This window comes from Streptomyces sp. NPDC055400 (assembly GCF_053644375.1).
In genome coordinates this window covers 249536-268118 of record NZ_JBSHLM010000016.1, presented here as the reverse complement: position 1 = coordinate 268118, position 18583 = coordinate 249536, and the positions used below count along the sequence as shown (strand labels likewise).

Annotated in this window: 15 protein-coding genes; 3 read left to right on the top strand and 12 right to left on the bottom strand. The window is 70.1% G+C overall.

Going from position 1 to position 18583, the window contains the following annotated elements; genetic code table 11:
- Nucleotides 1-119: 119 nt before the first annotated feature.
- Entirely contained in the window at nt 120-2738 is a 2619-nt protein-coding gene (locus ACWIGU_RS35285) for an ABC transporter permease/substrate binding protein (protein WP_454405742.1), read from the bottom strand.
- A complete protein-coding gene (locus ACWIGU_RS35280; protein ID WP_454405740.1) occupies nt 2731-3849 on the bottom strand; it encodes a quaternary amine ABC transporter ATP-binding protein in 1119 nt (372 codons plus the stop codon). The genes ACWIGU_RS35285 and ACWIGU_RS35280 overlap by 8 nt, the downstream gene beginning before the upstream one ends.
- Before the next feature lie 272 nt (nt 3850-4121).
- Here ACWIGU_RS35280 and ACWIGU_RS35275 point away from each other — a divergent pair, with 272 nt between their 5' ends.
- Both ACWIGU_RS35275 and ACWIGU_RS35270 read left to right on the top strand, forming a co-directional pair.
- Nucleotides 4122-5069, top strand: coding sequence for a 5'-3' exonuclease (locus ACWIGU_RS35275; RefSeq protein ID WP_454405739.1), 948 nt, complete (start codon nt 4122-4124; stop codon nt 5067-5069).
- 51 nt (nt 5070-5120) lie between these two features.
- Entirely contained in the window at nt 5121-5954 is an 834-nt protein-coding gene (locus ACWIGU_RS35270; RefSeq protein WP_454405738.1) for a siderophore-interacting protein, read from the top strand.
- A gap of 31 nt (nt 5955-5985) precedes the next feature.
- On the opposite strand, the gene ACWIGU_RS35265 is transcribed toward ACWIGU_RS35270, so the two are convergent.
- From ACWIGU_RS35265 to ACWIGU_RS35250, 4 genes are all read right to left on the bottom strand, one after another.
- Nucleotides 5986-6762, bottom strand: a complete 777-nt coding sequence (locus tag ACWIGU_RS35265; protein ID WP_100597095.1) for an ABC transporter permease — start codon at nt 6760-6762, stop codon at nt 5986-5988.
- On the bottom strand, nt 6759-7781 hold the full coding sequence (locus ACWIGU_RS35260; RefSeq protein WP_454405737.1) for an ABC transporter ATP-binding protein: 1023 nt from the start codon (nt 7779-7781) through the stop codon (nt 6759-6761). The genes ACWIGU_RS35265 and ACWIGU_RS35260 overlap by 4 nt, the downstream gene beginning before the upstream one ends.
- A gap of 194 nt (nt 7782-7975) precedes the next feature.
- Nucleotides 7976-8656 carry a PadR family transcriptional regulator gene (locus ACWIGU_RS35255; protein WP_454405736.1) on the bottom strand — a complete coding sequence of 227 codons (681 nt, stop codon included), beginning with the start codon at nt 8654-8656 and terminating at the stop codon, nt 7976-7978.
- 165 nt (nt 8657-8821) lie between these two features.
- Nucleotides 8822-9415: a GNAT family N-acetyltransferase gene (locus ACWIGU_RS35250; RefSeq protein WP_454405734.1), complete on the bottom strand. Its 594-nt coding sequence runs from the start codon at nt 9413-9415 to the stop codon at nt 8822-8824.
- Nucleotides 9416-9493: 78 nt separating this feature from the next.
- Between ACWIGU_RS35250 and ACWIGU_RS35245 the strand changes: the two genes are divergently transcribed.
- Complete coding sequence (locus ACWIGU_RS35245) at nt 9494-10468, top strand: RluA family pseudouridine synthase (RefSeq protein WP_454405733.1); 975 nt, start codon at nt 9494-9496, stop codon at nt 10466-10468.
- An 18-nt stretch (nt 10469-10486) separates the two neighbouring features.
- Here the strand turns inward: ACWIGU_RS35245 and ACWIGU_RS35240 are convergent, their stop codons facing one another.
- From ACWIGU_RS35240 to ACWIGU_RS35215, 6 genes are all read right to left on the bottom strand, one after another.
- Complete coding sequence (locus ACWIGU_RS35240) at nt 10487-11977, bottom strand: cytochrome P450 (RefSeq protein WP_454405732.1); 1491 nt, start codon at nt 11975-11977, stop codon at nt 10487-10489.
- Between the two features lie 74 nt (nt 11978-12051).
- Nucleotides 12052-12684, bottom strand: a complete 633-nt coding sequence (locus ACWIGU_RS35235; RefSeq protein WP_356272487.1) for a GTP-binding protein — start codon at nt 12682-12684, stop codon at nt 12052-12054.
- Complete coding sequence (locus ACWIGU_RS35230; RefSeq protein ID WP_266566303.1) at nt 12665-13063, bottom strand: DUF742 domain-containing protein; 399 nt, start codon at nt 13061-13063, stop codon at nt 12665-12667. The genes ACWIGU_RS35235 and ACWIGU_RS35230 overlap by 20 nt, the downstream gene beginning before the upstream one ends.
- Nucleotides 13060-13467, bottom strand: coding sequence for a roadblock/LC7 domain-containing protein (locus tag ACWIGU_RS35225; protein ID WP_100597102.1), 408 nt, complete (start codon nt 13465-13467; stop codon nt 13060-13062). The genes ACWIGU_RS35230 and ACWIGU_RS35225 overlap by 4 nt, the downstream gene beginning before the upstream one ends.
- Nucleotides 13464-15086, bottom strand: coding sequence for a sensor histidine kinase (locus ACWIGU_RS35220; RefSeq protein WP_454405730.1), 1623 nt, complete (start codon nt 15084-15086; stop codon nt 13464-13466). Before ACWIGU_RS35220 ends, ACWIGU_RS35225 begins: the two co-directional genes overlap by 4 nt.
- A gap of 626 nt (nt 15087-15712) precedes the next feature.
- Nucleotides 15713-18538, bottom strand: a complete 2826-nt coding sequence (locus ACWIGU_RS35215) for a DEAD/DEAH box helicase (protein WP_454405729.1) — start codon at nt 18536-18538, stop codon at nt 15713-15715.
- Nucleotides 18539-18583 lie beyond the last annotated feature (45 nt).

The following is an 18583-nucleotide window of genomic DNA, read 5'->3' as shown; positions in this document are numbered from 1 at the left end:
CTGGCCCCCTCCGCAGGTGCGCCGCACGGGTTCCGGTGAGCGGCGGAACGCGCGGGGGCGGCCGGTGCTGAACACCGGCCGCCCACGCGCGTCGAACTACTTCGGAACGTACTCGGGACCTACTGCGGAGCCATCCGGTCCGCGATGCCCTTGTGCGTCTTCAGCCACGCGTCCACGGCCTCTTCCTCATGGCCCTGACCGCGCTTCTTGATCTCCGCCTCGAGGCTGCCCAGCTCGCTCTCGCTCATCTTGAAGTTCTTGAACCACTTCGTGAGCTGCGGGTACTTCGAGGGGAAGCTCTTGTTGGCGATGGTGCGGATCGTGTTGCCCTCACCGAAGAGCTTCTTGGAGTCGGTCAGCTTGTTGAGCTTGTACTCGCTGTACGCCCAGTGCGGCGACCAGAGCACGACGGCGATCGGCTGCTTCTTGGCGTACGCGCGCTTCAGCTCGGCGAGCATCGCGGGCGTGGAGCCGTCGACGACCTTGTACTCCTTGTCCAGGCCGTAGCCCGGCAGGACGTTCTTCTTCAGCAGGTTCATCTCGCCGGTGCCCGGCTCGATTCCGATGATCTTGCCGTCGAAGGTCGAGCCCTTGCCCTTGAGGTCCTCGAGGGACTTGACGCCCTTCACGTAGGACGGCACGGCGACCTCGAGCGACGTCGGGCTGTACCAGGAGCCCAGGTCGACCAGGTTGTCCTTGTGCTTGTCCCAGTAGTTCTTCTGGGCATAGGGCAGCCAGGCGTCGAAGTTGACGTCGAGGTCGCCGGAGCCGAGGCCCGTGTAGACCGGGCCGACGTCCATCTGCTTCAGGTTGAGCTTGTAGCCGCGGTCGCCGAGGACCCGCTTCCACAGGTAGGTGACCGCGACGTCCTCGTCCCAGGGGAACCAGGCGACGTTCACCGGACGGGCGGCCTCGCCCTTGCCGCCGGCCGTCGACGACTTCTTGACCGGGGCCAGCTTGTCGACGACGCCGGGGTTGGACTTCAGCCAGGTCCTGACGGCGTCCTGCTGCTTGCCCTTGCCGGCCTTGTTGATCTCGGCCTCAAGACTCGTGAGCTGCTTCTCGGTCATCTTGAAGTTCTTGAGCCACTTGCCGACCACGGGGTTGTCGTCGGCGAAGCCCTTGCGGGACAGCGTGTGCACGCCGTCGCCCTTGCCCCAGGCGCCCTTCGGGTCCTTGAGCTTCTTCAGCTTGTAGTCGCTGTACGCCCAGTGCGGGGACCAGAGCGTCGTGACGATCGGCTGCTTCTTGGCGTACGCGCGCTTCAGCTGCGCCAGCATCGCCGGCGTGGAGCTGTCGACGACCTTGTACTCCTTGTCGAGGCCGTACTCCTTGAGGACCTTGTCCTTGAGGAGCCCCATCATTCCGGCGCTGGACTCGATGCCGGTGATCTTGCCATCGAAGGTGGCGCTCTTGCCCTTGAGGTCCTCGAGCGAGTCGATGCCCTTCATGTAGGCGGGCACCGAGAGCTCCAGGGACGTCTGGCCGTACCAGGCGCCGAGGTCGTCGAGCTGCTTGCCGTACTTCTTCCAGTACTGCGCGTGCGTGGTCGGCAGCCAGGAGTCCGTCTCGAAGTCGATCTGGCCGGAGGCCAGCGACGTGTAGAGCGGACCCGCGTCGAGCTGCTTGGCCTGCACGTCGAAGCCGCGCTGCTCCAGGATCTCCTTCCACAGGAAGGTGGAGGCGACGCCCTCGTCCCACGGGATGTAGCCGATGGAGATCTTCTTGCCCTGGCCGACGTCGGACGCGTCCGCCACGGGGTTCTCGCTCTTCGAGCCGCCGAAGATGCCCATGCCGCCCGCGACGAGCGCGAGGATGACGACACCGACGACCGCGACCTCGGGGCGCGGGCGGTAGTTCCAGACCGTGAGGCCGTGCGCGGCGCGCACCTTGGCGAGCGCGCGGCGGCCCATCGGGGACGCCTGGGTGCCGAGCGCGCTGGTCATGCGGTCGAGGTAGATCGCGAGGATCACGATGGCGACGCCGGACTCGGAGCCGAGGCCGACGTTCAGCTGGCCGATCGCCTCGTTCACGTCGGCGCCGAGGCCCTCGGAGCCGACCATGCCCGCGATGGCGGCCATGGACAGGCCCAGCATGATGACCTGGTTGACACCGGCCATGATCGACGGGAGCGCGAGCGGCAGCTGGACGCGGAACAGCGTGTTGCGCGGGGTGTCACCGAAGGCGTCGGCGGCCTCGACGAGTTCCTTGTCGACCTGCCGGATGCCCAGCTCCGTCATACGGACGCCGGGGGCCAGCGCGAAGATCAGGGTCGCGACGATGCCCGCGGGGGCGCCCGAGCCGAAGAACAGGATGGCCGGGATGAGGTAGATCATCGCGGGCAGCGTCTGCATGAAGTCCAGGACCGGGCGCACGACCGCGCTGACCCGGTTGGAGCGTGCCGCCCAGATGCCGACCGGCACCGAGATGACCAGCGCGATGATCGTCGCCACGAGGACGAGCGACAGCGTCATCATCGCGTGGTCCCACAGTTCGAGGGAGTCGATGAAGGCGAATCCCACGAAGGTCAGGACACCGGCCACCGTGCCGCGCAGCCAGAAGGCGATCACCGCGAAGATGCCCGCGAGGATCAGCGGCTGCGGGGCCTGGAGGACCCAGTTGATGCCGTCGTAGGCACCGTTGAAGACGTTCTTGAAGAAGTCGAAGAGCCAGGCCGCGTTGCTCAGCAGCCACTCGACGACGTCGTTGACCCAGTCACCGAAGGGAATCCTAGGCACCGGTGCTCACCTTCTTCACCGGCTCGTCGCCCTCGCCACGCGGCGTCGGGACGGCGTCCTTCTTCGTCATGGAGGTCTGCGCGCCGGGCTTCATCGGCTCACCGAGCACGGCGAGGAGCCGTTCCCGCGTCACGACGCCTGTGAGCTTGCCGCTCTTGTCGGTCACGGCGACGGCGACGCCGCCCGTGGAGCACGGCGTGAACAGCTCGATGACCGGGGTGTCCTCGGTGACCGTCGCCGGGGCGTCGGACGCGTCGTACCCCTGGTCGGGGGAGGTCATGATCGCGCCCGCGGTCAGCACGCGGGAGCGGTCCACGTCCTGGATGAACGAGGCGACGTAGTCGTTGGCCGGCGTGACGAGGATGTCCTCGGCGCTGCCGATCTGGACGATGCGGCCGTCGCGCATGACGGCGATGCGGTCGCCCAGGCGCATGGCCTCGTTCAGGTCGTGGGTGATGAAGACGATGGTCTTCTTCAGGGTCTTCTGGAGCTCCAGGAGCTGGTCCTGCATGTCGCGGCGGATCAGCGGGTCGAGCGCGCTGAACGACTCGTCCATGAGGAGCAGGTCCGCGTCGGTGGCGAGCGCGCGGGCCAGGCCCACGCGCTGCTGCATGCCGCCGGAGAGCTCGTCGGGCCAGGACTTCTCCCAGCCGGCGAGACCGGCCAGGCGCAGCGCCTCGACGGCGCGCTCCTCGCGCTCCTTGCGCGCGATGCCCTGGACCTCGAGACCGTACGCGGCGTTCTCGAGCACACTGCGGTGCGGGAAGAGCGCGAAGTGCTGGAAGACCATGCTGATCTTCTTGGAGCGCACGGCGCGCAGCTCGCGGGGGCTGAGCGCGGTCAGATCCTGGCCGTCGAAGCGGACATGCCCTGCTGTGGGCTCGAGCAGTCCGTTCAGCATGCGCAGAAGCGTGGACTTGCCGGAGCCCGACAGACCCATCACGACGAAGATCTGGCCCGGCTCGACGGTGAAGGAAGCGTCGATCACGGCAGCGGTGGTGCCGCCTGCGCGCAGTTCCTCACGGTCTGCTCCGTGGCGGAGTTTCTCCACCGCTTCATCGGGTCGTCTGCCGAACACCTTGTACAGGTCTTCGGCTTGCAGCGTGGACACATACACCTCTCGGGTAGAACGATCACGGCCCGCCTCCCCCGCCGGCGGGCCGTGGAGCGATGCGAGGTCCGCTCGCGGACCGGAAACGCATTCATTAGTTGAATGAGGGACCGGGTTCGCTCCGGGGGCGCGCCTGCCCTGGCTTATGCAGATCAAACGCAAGAGTGTTCCAGTTCACATCGCGTTCACTTCCGGAACTGGGTCCGCCCCATCTGTCCGTGCCGGTCCGCCACAGCCGCGAGCGGCCGTGACTGTCGGTGCCGTGCGGCAGGATGTGCGACGTGACCCAGCGAACCGATCGCCTGATGCTGCTCGACACCGCGTCCCTGTACTTCCGGGCCTACTTCGGGGTCCCCGACTCCGTGAAGGCCCCGGACGGGACGCCGGTCAACGCGGTGCGCGGCCTGCTCGAATTCATCACCCGGCTCGTGCACGACCACCACCCCGACTCCCTCGTGGCCTGCATGGACGCGGACTGGCGCCCCCAGTGGCGGGTCGACCTGATCCCCTCGTACAAGGCGCATCGTGTCGCGCAGGGGACGGAGACCGCGCGGGACGGTTCCTACACGGAGGAGATCCCCGACACCCTCGCCCCCCAGGTCCCGATCATCGAGGACGTGCTCGACGCGGTGGGCATCGCGCGCGTCGGCGTCGAGGGATACGAGGCGGACGACGTCATCGGCACGTTCACCGGGCGGGCCACCGGTCCGGTCGACATCGTCACCGGTGACCGCGACCTCTACCAGCTCGTCGACGACGCGCGCGAGCGCCGCGTCCTGTACCCCCTCAAGGGCGTCGGCACCCTCCAGATCACCGACGAGGAGCTGCTGCGCGAGAAGTACGGTGTCGACGGCTCCGGTTACGTGGATCTGGCCCTCCTGCGCGGCGACCCGAGCGACGGCCTGCCGGGCGTGCCCGGCATCGGCGAGAAGACGGCCGCGAAGCTGCTCGCGCAGTTCGGGGACCTGGCCGGGATCATGGCCGCCGTCGACGACCCGAAGTCGAAGCTGACGCCCGCGCAGCGCAAGCGCCTGGACGAGTCGCGGCCGTACATCGCGGTGGCGCCGACGGTCGTGCGGGTCGCGGCGGACGTGCCCCTGCCGGACGTGGACACGGCGCTGCCGCGCCAGGCGCGCGATCCCGAGGCCCTCGACAAGCTCGCGGAGCGCTGGGGCTTGGGCGGATCTTTGCAGCGGCTGCTCACCACCCTGGAGCGCTGAGTGCTAACTTAGGTAAACCTAAGTAGCCAGTGATCTTCAGGGGAGGCCGCCATGGCGGAACGTCCGGAACGCAGGAAGCCGACGGCACACCGGGGCGAGGTCCTGCGCACCGAGCGGCTCACCCCGCACATGCAGCGCGTGGTCCTCGGCGGGGACGGCCTCGCCGCCTTCGCCGCGGGCGGCTGCACCGACCACTACGTGAAGCTGCAGTTCCCGCTCGACGGGGTCACCTATCCCGAGCCGTTCGACCTCGGCCGGATCCGCGAGGAGCTGCCGCGCGACCAGTGGCCCGTGACGCGTACGTACACCGTGCGCGCCTGGGACCCGGTGGCGCGCGAGCTGACGCTCGACTTCGTGGTGCACGGCGACGAGGGCATCGCCGGTCCCTGGGCACGCGACGTACAGCCCGGCGCGAGCGTGCACCTGGCCGGTCCCGGCGGCGCCTACACACCGGACACCACGGCCGACTGGCACCTGCTCGCCGGTGACGAGAGCGCCCTGCCCGCGATCGCCGCCGCCCTGGAGGCGCTGCCCGGGGACGCCGTGGCCCACGCCTTCGTGGAGGTCTCCGACGCCACCGAGGAGCAGAAGATCGACTCCGCCGCGCAGGTCGTCTGGCTGCACCGCGGCGAACGGCCGGTGGGCGAGGCCCTGGTGGAGGCCGTACGCGGGCTCGCGTTCCCGGCCGGCCGGGTGCACGCCTTCGTGCACGGCGAGGCGGGCTTCGTGAAGGAGCTGCGCCGCCATCTGCGCACCGAGCGCGCGATCCCGCGCGAGGACCTCTCGATCTCCGGCTACTGGCGCCTCGGTCACAACGAGGACGGCTGGCAGGCCTCGAAGCGGGAGTGGAACGCGCAGGTGGAGGCGGAGCAGGAGACGGCGTAGCGCCATCTCCCGCTCCACTGCGGCGTGGCGCTCAGACCGATCGCTGGTACGAGCGGAAAGTGCGGGTCGACAGCCACACCGCGGCGACGGCCAGCACGAGGAGCGCCCCGCCGCGGGTCAGCACGTCACCCCAGTCAGGGTCGTCGGACATCGCCGAACGGCCCGCGACCATGGCCCAGTTGAGCGGGTTGAAGTCGGCGATGTGCCGCATCCACGACGGCATCTGGGACGGGGCCATGAACGCCGAGGACAGGAAGGTCAGCGGGAGCAGCAGGAACGTGTTGATCCCGATGATCGACTCCCGCTCCCTGACCAGCATGCCCAGCGCGTTCGACAGCGCCCCGAACACCGTGCCGAGGAGCACCGCGGCAACGACGAGGATCAGCACTCCGCCCGCCCCGCCCGGCAGTTCGGCCCCGCCGAGGAGGCCGAGCAGCACGATGACGACGGACTGGAGCGCGGTGACCAGACCGTTGCTCACCACATTGCCGTTCATCAGCGCCCCGCGGCTCACCGGTGTGGTGAGGAACCGGTTGAGCGTGCCCCGCTGGATCTCGTCGAGCGTCGCCATGCCCGCCCACATGTTGGAGCTGAGCGCGCTCATCACGACGACGCCGGGGATGAGGTAGTCGAGATAGGTCGTGGTGCCGAATCCGCCGAGCTCGACGACCTTCTTGAACAGGTTGCCGAACAGGAACAGCCACACCACCGGCTGGATCAGGGTGATCAGGAGATACGCGGGCTGGCGCAGGAACACCATGAGCTGACGCTGCGTCATGTACCAGGTCTGCGGGATCGCGGTACTCATCGGGCACCTCCGGCGGGAGCGAGGGCGTCGGACGCGTCTCCGGTGGCGGCCTGCGCCTCGGAGTAGCGGCGGCCGGCGTAGCGGAGATAGACGTCGTCGAGCGAGGGACGGGCGACGGTGGCGGCGGCGACCGCTACGCCCGCCCGCTCCAGCGCGGCGAGCAGGGCGGGTACGGCGGCGGCCCCGTCATCGGCGCGGACACTGACGCGCCGGCCGTCGAACTGGGTCTCGCGCACCCCGGGCAGTGCGGCGAGCGCGCCCTCCAGGAGCGTGCGTCCGGCGTCCTGGACGGCGGCGCGCAGCTCCAAGTGGACAGCGTCCCCGCGCAGTTCACCCTTGAGGCCGTCGGGGGTGCCCTCGACGACGACATGTCCGCGGTCGACGACGGCGACGCGTTCGGCGAGCCGGTCGGCCTCCTCGAGGTAGTGCGTGGTGAGCAGGATGGACAGCCCCTCGTCGCCGGCGAGGCGCGCGATCTCGTCCCACATCGCGGTGCGGGCCTCCGGGTCGAGGCCCGTGGTCGGCTCGTCGAGGAAGAGCACCTCGGGCCGGTGGACGAGGCCCAGCGCCACGTCGAGGCGGCGCTGCATGCCACCCGAGTAGCCCTTGACCTGGCGTCCGGCGGCGTCGGTGAGGAGGAAGCGGTCGAGGAGTTCGGTGACACGCCGGTTCAGGTCCGCTCCGCGCAGGCCGTAGAGCCGGCCCTGGAGCTGGAGGTTCTCGCGGCCGGTGGCGACGGGGTCGGCGCCGGACTTCTGGGCGACGACGCCGATGGCGCGGCGCACGCGGTCGGGGTGGCGCAGCACGTCGTGGCCCGCGACCGTGGCGGTCCCGGAGTCGGGGCGGGCGAGGGTGGTGAGGATCTTGACGGTGGTGGACTTGCCTGCGCCGTTCGGGCCGAGCAGGCCGAAGACGGTGCCGGGTTCCACGGTGATGTCCATGCCACTGAGGGCGGTGACATCTCCGGGATAGGTCTTGACGAGTTGACGCGCCTGCACTGCGGGCGCACGGGTGCTCATGACGACGGCTCTCCTGTGTGAGCGGACGACGGTGGATCCGCTCGCGGGTGTGAGCGGATGACGGCCGGTCCACGTGAAGAGCGCCGGGCTATCCTGGGGGTGCCGCACCTCGATCGCCTGGCTCGCCGCACGGTGGGCCGGTCCGGGGTTCGAGACCCTGGCGGGACTGGTGCAACAGTCCTGCCGGGGTCTGTTTATTTCTCTCGGTCCGATTCCCTCTTGGTTCTCTTCTCGTCGGGGCGGGAGTCCTCCAACTCCGCGAATTCCGGCGGGACTTCACCGGTCTCGTGGAACGTCCGCCACTGTTCGACGCCGTCGAGCGTGCCCTCCTCGACCTCCCGCAGGAAGCCCCGGATCCACTCGGCCTGCGCCTCGGCCATGTGCAGCTGGTACTCGGTCTCCACGAGGAAGATCCGTGGCAGCGTCTCGTACAGCTTCATGAGTCCGCCACGCGTGCTCGCCGCCTGGACCTCCAGCGAGGCGAGCCGCTCCTCCAGCAGCCGCGTCACCTCGTCGGGGTGTATGACCCCCATGAGGGACAGCGCCGTCTCGAAGATCGGGTACTCGCGCGCGGGCACGGCGAGCAGGTCGGAGAGCCACTCGAGCGCTTCCTCCCTGCCGTCGTCGGTGATCCCGTAGAGCGTGCGCTCCGGCCGGTTCCCCTGCCGCTGCACGTCCGCGACCTCGACGAAGCCGTGCTTCTCCAGGTTCTGGACGACCGTGTAGAGCGAGCCGTAGTTGATCTTCGTCGTGGTGTCCTTGCCACGCCGGCGCAGTGTCTGCGCGATCTCGTACGGGTGCATGGGCTTCTCCATGAGCAGCACCATCACCGCGAGGGCCAGCGGATTGCCCAGCTTGCGCCGCTTGGTGGCCACCGACCTCACCTCTCCCCTCGCGCCCCTCACGTGGAAGCTGCACCTCGTACCCGAATATCCGTAGCCGAACATATCGCGATAGAAGACAAGGCGTCAACACACGATGTATCGCGAATGATGTCGACGCGCAAGAGAGGGGACTTCGGCGGGCCCGGTACGGTCGCGTCACGCCCCCGGAAGGCGGTCACCCTGCACGCGCGCGTGGAGGTGGGAGTCGTGCCAGCCGTCGGCGTGCAGGAGCGCGCTGCGCTTCGTGCCCTCCAGGGCGAAACCCGACTTGAGGGCCACCCGGCACGACGCCATGTTGCCGACGGCGTGCTGGAGTTCGAGGCGGTGGAAGCCGACCTCGTCCAGCGCCCAGCGGGACAGCGCGGCGACGGCTCGCGGGGCGATACCGGCACCCCGCGCCGAGGGCAGGACCCAGTACGCGACCTCGGCCACCCCCTCGTGCAGCGAGACGGAGCGCAGCCCCATGCGGCCCACCACCTCGTCGGTGTCCGTGGCGACCGCCCAGCCGACCCTTTCCTCGCCGTCCCAGCCGTCCCGCCACTCCTTTATCCAGCCGCGCGCCTCGTCCTCGGACTCCGCGACCCGCACGTGCCAGTGCTGGATCGCCGGGTCACGGAACGCCGCGTACACGGCCGGCACGTCCTCGTCCCGCCAGGGCCGCAGGAGGAGGCCGCCCTCGGCCCCGATGGTGGGCTGGGGGCCGCCGGCGAGCGTGCCTGCGGCCAGGACCTGCGAAATCGTCATCGGCATGCGCCCCATCCTGCCCCCGGCGGCCGGCCTCCGTCCGTGGTTCAAGGGGACCGGCGGCCGCCCGTAGGCTGGGCGGCGATGAGACGTAAGCGGCGCATTCCGCCCTCCCCGCTGCCGCAGCGCGACGGCATCGACGCCTTCCGGGTCATGCTGCCGCTCGACGGCGCCTGGAACACGGTGCGCGACCATCTCGTGGAACGGCTCGCGGCCGGGCCCGGGGTGATCGACGCGATGCTGCGCGAGGGGCGGATCGTGGGCGCGGACGGGGCCGCGGTGACGCCGGACGCGCCCTATGTCCCGGGCGCCTGGGTGTGGTTCCACCGCGACCTCGCGCCCGAGGTGCCCGTGCCGTTCCCGATCGGGATCGTGTACCGGGACGAGCACATCGTGGTCGCCGACAAGCCGCACTTCCTGGCCACGACGCCGCGCGGCAGCCATGTCACGCAGACCGCGCTGGCGTGCCTGCGGCGGGAGCTGGACCTTCCCGCGCTCGGGCCGGCGCACCGGCTCGACCGGCTCACCGCCGGCCTCGTCCTGTTCGTCGTCCGGCCCGAGGAACGCGGCGCGTACCAGACGCTGTTCGGCGCCAAGCTGGTGCGCAAGGAGTACGAGGCGGTGGCCGCCCACGACCCCGAAGTCGCTCTGCCGAGGACCGTGCGCAGCCGGATCGAGAAGGAGCGCGGGGTGCTCGCCGCGCGCGAGGTGCCGGGCGGCGAGCCGAACGCGCAGAGCCGGATCGAGCTCGTCGAGGAGCGCGGCGGGCTCGGCCGCTACCGGCTGCTCCCCCACACCGGCCGCACCCACCAGCTGCGGGTCCATATGAACGCGCTCGGCCTGCCGATCCTCGGTGACCCGGTCTACCCCGTGGTCGCCGACGCGGTGGCTCCCGACGACTTCCGCCGCCCGCTCCAGCTCCTCGCGCGGACCCTGGAGTTCAGGGACCCGGTGACGGGCCGGGAGCACCGCTTCGACAGCGGGCGGGTACTGGAGGCCTGGTCGGCGTACGAGGAGTGGGCGGGCGGCAGTGCGACGGCGCCCGCGCACCCCTCGTAACGCCTGGATCGGGCACGGTCAGTAGCCGCGCCACCAGCGCAGGAAGCGACGCCAGGCGCCCTGCGGCGGTGCGGCGGGCTCCGGGAACGCGGCGGGCGGCTGCTCCGGCGCCGGGGCGGCGGCCGGAACGGGGGCGGGCTGCGGGGCCGGCGGGGCGTGCGTCGACACCTGCCATTCGTCGCGCTGCTCCGGGACCGGGCGGTGGCCGGGCTTGGCGACGACGTCCTGCGGCGGGCGCGGCTCGAACTTCACCGGCAGCTCCACCAAGTGCCGCGAGAGGATCGAGGAGCGCCAGCGCAACTCGTGCTCGTGCACCGATAGTTCGACGTCGGGCAGGCGCATCAGGAGCGCGTCGACGCCGATGTCGGCAATGGCGCGGCCGATGTCCTGTCCGGGGCACTCGTGCGGTCCGCCGCCGAAGGCGAGGTGCGAACGGTTGCCCTGCATGTTGGCGGACAGGTCGGGGCGTACGACGGGGTCGACGTTGCCCGGCGCGATGCCGAAGATCAGGCCGTCGCCGCGCCGGATGTGCCGGCCGCCGAGCTCGGTGTCCTCCTTGGCGAAGTAGCCGACCATGGCGCTGAACGGCGGCTCGTCCCACAGGGACTGCTCGACCGCCTCGGGCACGGTCATCTGGCCGCCGTTGAGCTGGGCGCGGAAGCGGGGGTCGGTGAGGACCACGCGCAGCACGTTCGCGATGAGGTTGGCCGTGGCCTCGTACGCGGCGATCAGGACGAGGCGCAGGTGCTGGGCGACCTCGTCGTCGTCGAGTGCGGCGGGCTGGGCGATGAGGTGACTGGTGAAGTCGGCCTCGGGGTTGGCACGGCGACGGGCGGTGAGCCTGGTGAGGACGCCCATGATGTATTCGTTGCTGGCGATGGCGGTCTCGGTGCCCTTGATCATGTCGCGGGCGGCCTGCACCATCCGCTCGTTGTACTCCTCGGGCATGCCGAAGATCCGGCACATCACCATCATCGGCAGATGCTCGGCGAACTGGCTGACGACGTCGGCCTCGCCGATCTCGCAGATCTTGTTGACCAGCTCGTTCGAGGCCCGGTTGATGAAGCGCCGCAGACCACGGGACTCGATGGTGCCGATCGCCCCGGTGACCGCCCCGCGCAGCCGCTGGTGGTCGGCGCCCTCGGCGAAGCTGCAGATGGGCTGCCAGCTGAAGACGGGCGCGAGGGGGTTGGTGGGCGTGACGCTGCCGTCGAGGACCGCGTTCCAGTGGCGCGCGTCGCGGTTGAACTGCGAGGTCGAGCGGACCATGTGCAGGTTCTCGCCGTGCCCGAGAACTGCCCACATCGGCACGTCTTCGTGGATCAGAACGGGGGCGACGGGGCCGTGTTCGGCGCGCAGCTTCTCGTACACGGCCGCGATGTCGTCGTCCGCCTCGGGGCCGTAGAGCCGGCGCAGGCCGCCGGGGCCCAGGGCGTGGGCCGGGCAGCCGGGCGGCGGACTGAGCGCGGCCTCGTCCGTTCCGGCGTGTGAGTGGGAGGGAGTCGTCACGGTGATCGCTCCGGTGGTGTGGAAAGGCTGTGTGGAAAGACTGTGTTGAAGCAGAGAGGCCGGCGCCGGCCGGGTCAGACGCGGGCGAGCGCCAGTTCGTGCAGATAGCGCATCAGCGTCATCAGGACGTCCCGGCTGGAGGCACGGCGCCGGGCGTCGCACTCGAGGATCGGGACGTCCGGGTCGAGGTCGAGGGCCTGGCGCAGTTCGTCGGCGGGGTAGCGCGGGCCGTCGGGGAAGGCGTTGTTGGCGATGACGAACGGCACACCGCGCTCCTCCAGGCGCCCGATCACGTCGAAGCTGACTTCGAGGCGGCGGGTGTCGATGAGCACGACGGCGCCGAGCGCGCCCTCGAACAGGCCGTTCCACAGGAACCAGAAGCGCTCCTGGCCCGGGGTGCCGAAGAGGTAGAGCACCAGCTCGTCCGTGATGCTGATGCGTCCGAAGTCCATGGCGACCGTGGTGGCGGTCTTCGTCTCGGAGCCGTAGTTGTCGTCGACTCCGATGCCCGCCTGGGTCATGGTCTCTTCGGTGGTGAGCGGCCTGATCTCGCTGACGGATCCCACCATCGTGGTCTTGCCCACGCCGAATCCGCCGACGATGACGACCTTCACGGCGGCCGAGACCGTGTCGGGCAGGTGGTCCTCGCTCCGGGGCCCCGGAATGCGGGGTCCGTCCCGGAGCGTGTCAGAGCTTTTGAAGTCCATGCATCACCGCTTCGAGGAGGGAACGGTCGGCGACGGCGCCGCGGATGACGGGGGCGCGCGCCTGAACCAGTTCAGCCGCGAGGAGTTCGCCGAGCAGCACGGTGACCACGCTGAACGGCAGACTGAGGTACGCCGAGATCTCGGCCGTGGACAGGGGTGACTTGCACAGCCGTAACAGGGCTGCCTGCTCCGGCGGCGCGGCGGGCGGGGGGTCGGCGCGCGCGATGATCAGGGTGACCAGGTCGAGCGGCGCGCGCTCGGCCCCCTCGCTGCCGCCCGTGATGGTGTACAGGCGTTCGGGGTTGGCGCCCTTGCCGTCCGGCCCGCGGCGCTCGCGCTGCGGCGGCTCCGCCCGGGAGGGTTGCGGGGGATGCGTCATACGGTCTGCCCGTTGCGCCGGGGCGGACTGGTGAGGTGCGCACCGATGCGTACGACGAGGTCGCGCATGCGGTTGCTGATGAGTCCGGCGTCCACGTGGGCGTCGGCGAGGACCGCGAGGTACGCGCCCTTGCCCGCGGCCATGAGGTAGAAGAACCCTCCGCTGACCTCGATGATGACCATGCTCATCCGGCCGTCGCTGTCCGGGATCTCGCTGGCCACGGCGGTGGCGAGGCTCTGGAGTCCGGCGCAGGCGGCGGCGATGCGGTCGGCGGCGTCGGGGTCTCCGCCGTAGCGGGCGATGCGCAGGCCGTCCGCGGAGAGCACCACGACCTGCCGGGTCTGGGGCACGCCGTCGGCGAGCTCCTTGAGCATCCAGTCGAAGTTTGCCCTTTGCTGGATCACTGGCGGTCTCCCTCGTCGACCTGCTGATTGGTCCCGCCGGTCTCGCCCGACGCGTCACCCTGCCCGTCACCCTTGAGTCCGTTCATGAACGCCTCGACCCACAGGCCCGGTTCGGGCTGGTCCGGCTTCTCGGGTTCGGCCTCGGAGGCCGGCACCGGGATGGGCGTCCACTGCGGGGGCTGGTCCGCGCGGGGAGCCGCCCCGCTGCCGTTCTCGGGCGCCCTGGGCGTCACGATGATCTGCTGGTCGATGACCTTCGTGTCGACCTTCCTGCGGCGCTGCGGCAGTCCGTTGGCGCGCCACTCGGTGACGACGGGGACGTCGTCCTCCATGGCGGCCACCAGCGGCGCGGAGGGGCGGGGGCCCGTGGTGGGGCGGCGCAGCTTCTTCTTACGGGGCTCCTCCACGATGGGCTCGCCGTCGTTGTTGACGCGCGGCACACCGGAGGCGCCGATGCCGTGGGCGAGACCGGGCGCGGGGTCGCTCGTCACCATGATCCGCGGCACGATGAGAACGGCGCGGACACCGCCGTACGCGGACTGGCGCAGCGCGATCTGCATGTCGTACATCTGCGAGAGCCGGCCGACGACGGCCATGCCGAGGCGGGGGTTCTCTCCGAGGTCGTTGAGGTCGATACCGGCCTTGGCGCGGGCGAGCATCTCCTCCGCTCGGCCGCGGGCCTCCTCGCTGAGGCTGACGCCGCCGTCCTCGATCTCGATGGCGATGCCGGTCTGCACCTCGACCGCGGTGACGTGCACCTTGGTCTGCGGCGGCGAGTAACGCGTCGCGTTGTCCATGAGTTCGGCCAGCGCGTGGATGAGCGGCTCGACGGAGATGCCGCGGATGGCGATCTTGGCGATCGAGTGCAGCTCGATGCGGGGGTACTCGAGGATGCGCGACATGGCGCCGCGCAGCACGCTGTAGAGCGGCACGGGCCGCGGCCACTGGCGGCCGGGGCGGGCGCCGCCGAGGACGGTGATGGAGTCGGCGAGGCGGCCGATCAGCGCGGTGCCGTGGTCGATACGCAGGAGGTCGTCGAAGACCTCGGGGTTGCGGCCGTGGTCCTCCTCCATCTCGCGCAGTTCGGCGTTCTGCTTGTGCACGATGGACTGGACGCGGCGCGCGATGGAGACGAAGGCGCGCTGCGCGGCGTCGCGCATGTTCTCCTCGCGGTCGATGACGTTGAGCACCTCGGCCATCAACCTGCGCTGTGCGTCGGGAAGTTGGGAGTGCGCGGGGTCGGCCTCGACCACGACCTTGACGGCTTCGGAGGCCGTGTCGCCGGAGCGCAGCCGGTACAGGGACTCGGGCAGCAGATACGTGGCCATCCACTGCGCCTCGCCGTCACGGGCGGCGAGGCTGCGTTCCAGGTGCTCGATGTGCCGGGCGGACTGGGCGCGCTCCCACTTGATCGTGCGGCCGCGGCGTACCGCCTCGGCGGCCACCAGGATCAGCAGAAGCGTGGCGAGGCCGCCGCACAGGGCGACGGCGAGCCGCGCGGGCTGCGTCACCACCGCGACGGCGGCTCCGGTCGCCGCGGCCATGGCTACGGCGGGCAGCAACAGCACGCGTGTGTAGGGGATTTCTCGGCCACCGGGAGGCGATTGAACACTCACCATGTATGCCCTCTGAACGGTCGGATCGGGGGAAATATGCGGTACGGGGTGACGTGCTGACGTACGCGTGGGAATGAACTGGAACCATCTGCAAGATTGGGAACAAACGCACGAATATGTGCCAACTCGGTGCGCTGCGGGCGAGCTTAGTCCTGTGGAATCACCGCTGTGTCATATTCCGCAAGCACCTGAAATGGCCGGACGGGAGGAATACACTCGACTCCATTTACACGCTCAGCGGCGGTTCGCACACATGGAGTGATCATGTCCGCCCGTGCGAAATCCCCGTCCCGGCGGGGCTGTTGGGCCCTCGACGCGTGACGGGTGTGAGGTCAGAGGCCCGCGGTGCGCGGGGCCGCGTCCGCGGTCGCCGCAGCGAGGACCTGGGCGGCGACCGGTACGGAGCGTTCGGGATCGCAGCGGTGCACGAGAATGACGCCTTCGGTCACGCCGAAGAGCAGAGCGGCACGAGGGGAGAGTTCACCCTCGGCGAGCGCAGGACCTGGTCGATCGCGGCCGCAACTGGCCGTGGAGTTCCTTGAGTTCGGCGGAACGCAGTACGGCGGCCTGCGTCCCGCATCCGTCAGGGGCGCGGGGACACAGGCCCACCGGTCACAAGCGGCCGCAACCTACCCGACGGACGAGTACGCCACCACGCCGCGCCGCAACGCGTCCACCGCCTTGCGGGCGTTCTTGGCGACCGTGTCCCCGCCCCCCGCGCCGGAGACGGCCGGCGCCGCGGCCGAGATCTGGCCGAGCACGTCGATGACCTGCTTGCACCAGCGCACGAAGTCACCGGCAGGCATGTCCGCCTCGCGCAGGACCTCGTCGAGCCCCTTGCCGGACGCCCACTGGTGCGCGGCCCAGGCGAAGCCCAGATCGGGTTCGCGCTGGCCGACTCCCTCGGTCTGGCTGATCTTGAACTCTTCCTCCAGGGCGTCGAGCCGGCCCCAGATGCGGACCATCTCGCCGAGCGCCGCCTTGGCCTTGCCGGACGGCAGCTTGGGTGCGAGCGCGTCGTCGGCGGCGCGGGCCTCGAACACCAACGCCGAGACGCACGCGGCCAGTTCGGCCGGGCTGAGCCCTTCCCAGACTCCGTCGCGCAGGCACTCGCTGGCGAGCAGATCGAGTTCGCCGTAGAGGCGCGCGAGGCGCTTGCCGTTCTGCGTGACCTCGTCGCCGCGCAGATAGTCCATCTCGGTCAGCAGGGCCACGATGCGGTCGAAGGTGCGGGCGATGGTGTTCGTCCGGCCCTCGATGCGTCGCTCCAGCTGCTGCGTGTCGCGCCGCAGGCGGTAGTAGCGCTCGGCCCAGCGGGCGTGGTCCTCGCGCTCGTCGCAGCCGTGACAGGGGTGGGCGCGCAGCTCGGCACGCAGCCGCGTGATCTCCCGGTCGTCGGCCGCCGCCGCGCGGTTCCTGCGGTGCCGGTCGGGCACGATGTGGCCGGCCTTGGTGCGCAGCGCGGACGCGAGGTCCCGCCGCGACTGGGGCGAGCGCGCGTTGAACGACTTGGGGATCCGCATCCGCTCCAGCGCCTCGACCGGCACCGGGAAGTCGATCGACGCGAGCCGCTTGACCTGGCGTTCGGCGGTAAGGACCAGCGGGCGCGGGCCGTCGTGCTGCTCGAAGCCACGGTGTCCGTTCGACCGGCCGGCCGGGATGCCGGGGTCGAGTACGAGCGCGAGGCCGGCGAACTTGCCGGAGGGGACGTGGATGACGTCACCCGGCTTGAGCTTCTCCAGGGCGGCGGCCGCCGCGGCGCGCCGCTGGGCCGCCCCCTGCTTGGCGAGGTCCGTCTCGCGGTCCTTGAGCTCGCGGCGCAGCCGCGCGTACTCCTCGAAGTCCCCCAAGTGGCAGGTCATGGAGGCCTTGTAGCCGTCCAGTCCCTCCTCGTTGCGCTGGACCTGGCGGGAGATCCCGACGACCGACTTGTCGGCCTGGAACTGCGCGAAGGACGTCTCGAGCAGCTCGCGCGAGCGGTGCCGGCCGAACTGCTCGACCAGATTCACCGCCATGTTGTACGACGGCTTGAAGCTGGAGCGCAGCGGGTACGTGCGCGTGCCCGCGAGTCCCGCCAGGTGCTCGGGGCTGAAGCCGCGCTGCCACAGGACGACCGCGTGGCCCTCGACATCGATGCCGCGCCGGCCGGCCCGGCCGGTGAGCTGGGTGTACTCGCCGGGCGTGATGTCGGCGTGCTGCTCGCCGTTCCACTTGACGAGCTTCTCCAGGATGACGGACCTGGCCGGCATGTTGATGCCGAGGGCGAGGGTCTCCGTCGCGAAGACCGCCTTCACGAGGCCCCGAACGAAGAGCTCCTCGACGACCTCCTTGAACGTGGGCAGCATGCCCGCGTGGTGGGCGGCGATGCCGCGCTCCAGGCCTTCGAGCCACTCGAAGTAGCCGAGGACGTGCAGGTCCTCGTCCGGGATCGCGGCCGTGCGCTCCTCCACGATCTCGCGGACGCGGGCGCGGGCCTCTTCGTCGTTGAGCCGCAGGCCCGCGTACAGGCACTGCTGTACGGCGGCCTCGCAGGCGGCGCGGCTGAAGATGAACGTGATCGCGGGCAGCAGCCCCTCGCTGTCGAGGCGCTCGATGACCTCGGGGCGGCCGGGCGTCCAGATCCGGGAGCGCTGTCTGCGCTCGCGCTCGCGGTCCGCCTCGCGCACCATCTTGCCCTTGCGGCGGTCGCGCGGGTTGTACGAACGGCTGGCCTCCATGCGGGCCATGCGCGTCAGATCCGGGTTGACGGCCTTCTTGCGGCCCTCGCCCTCTTCGAAGAGGTCGTACATCCGGCGCCCGGCGAGCACGTGCTGGAACAGGGGCACGGGCCGGTGCTCGGAGACGATCACTTCGGTGTCGCCGCGCACGGTGTCGAGCCAGTCGCCGAACTCCTCCGCGTTCGACACCGTCGCCGAGAGGGAGACCAGGGTGACGGACTCCGGGAGGTGGATGATCACCTCTTCCCAGACGGCGCCGCGGAAGCGGTCGGAGAGGTAGTGCACCTCGTCCATGACCACGTAGCCGAGGCCGAGGAGGGTCTGCGAGCCCGCGTACAGCATGTTCCTCAGGACCTCGGTGGTCATGACGACCACCGGAGCGTCCGCGTTCACGCTGTTGTCGCCGGTCAGCAGGCCGACCTTGTCGACGCCGTACCGCTTGACGAGGTCGGCGTACTTCTGGTTCGACAGCGCCTTGATGGGTGTCGTGTAGAAGCACTTCTTGCCCTGCTGGAGGGCGAGGTGGACGGCGAATTCGCCGACGATCGTCTTGCCGGAGCCGGTGGGCGCGGCCACCAGGACGCCCTTGCCCGTCTCGAGAGCCTGACACGCCTCGATCTGGAAGGGGTCGAGGCCGAAGTCGTACATCTCGCGGAAGTCGGCGAGCGCGGTGGCCTGCTCGGCAGCGCGCTTACGTGCTGCCGCGTACCGCTCGGCCGGTGAGAGGTCCTCTGTCATCGTGCTTTCGAGACTACCGGCCACCACTGACAACGGACGATCTTT

Excerpts from the sequence above, each read along its gene's own strand:
- ACWIGU_RS35275 (WP_454405739.1), top strand. The coding sequence starts at position 4,122 with ATGTGCGACGTGACCCAGCGAACCGATCGCCTGATGCTGCTCGACACC.
- ACWIGU_RS35270 (WP_454405738.1), top strand. The coding sequence starts at position 5,121 with ATGGCGGAACGTCCGGAACGCAGGAAGCCGACGGCACACCGGGGCGAG.
- ACWIGU_RS35265 (WP_100597095.1), bottom strand. The coding sequence starts at position 6,762 with ATGAGTACCGCGATCCCGCAGACCTGGTACATGACGCAGCGTCAGCTC.
- ACWIGU_RS35260 (WP_454405737.1), bottom strand. The coding sequence starts at position 7,781 with ATGAGCACCCGTGCGCCCGCAGTGCAGGCGCGTCAACTCGTCAAGACC.
- ACWIGU_RS35250 (WP_454405734.1), bottom strand. The coding sequence starts at position 9,415 with ATGCCGATGACGATTTCGCAGGTCCTGGCCGCAGGCACGCTCGCCGGC.
- ACWIGU_RS35245 (WP_454405733.1), top strand. The coding sequence starts at position 9,494 with ATGAGACGTAAGCGGCGCATTCCGCCCTCCCCGCTGCCGCAGCGCGAC.
- ACWIGU_RS35235 (WP_356272487.1), bottom strand. The coding sequence starts at position 12,684 with ATGGACTTCAAAAGCTCTGACACGCTCCGGGACGGACCCCGCATTCCG.
- ACWIGU_RS35230 (WP_266566303.1), bottom strand. The coding sequence starts at position 13,063 with ATGACGCATCCCCCGCAACCCTCCCGGGCGGAGCCGCCGCAGCGCGAG.
- ACWIGU_RS35220 (WP_454405730.1), bottom strand. The coding sequence starts at position 15,086 with ATGGTGAGTGTTCAATCGCCTCCCGGTGGCCGAGAAATCCCCTACACA.
- ACWIGU_RS35215 (WP_454405729.1), bottom strand. The coding sequence starts at position 18,538 with ATGACAGAGGACCTCTCACCGGCCGAGCGGTACGCGGCAGCACGTAAG.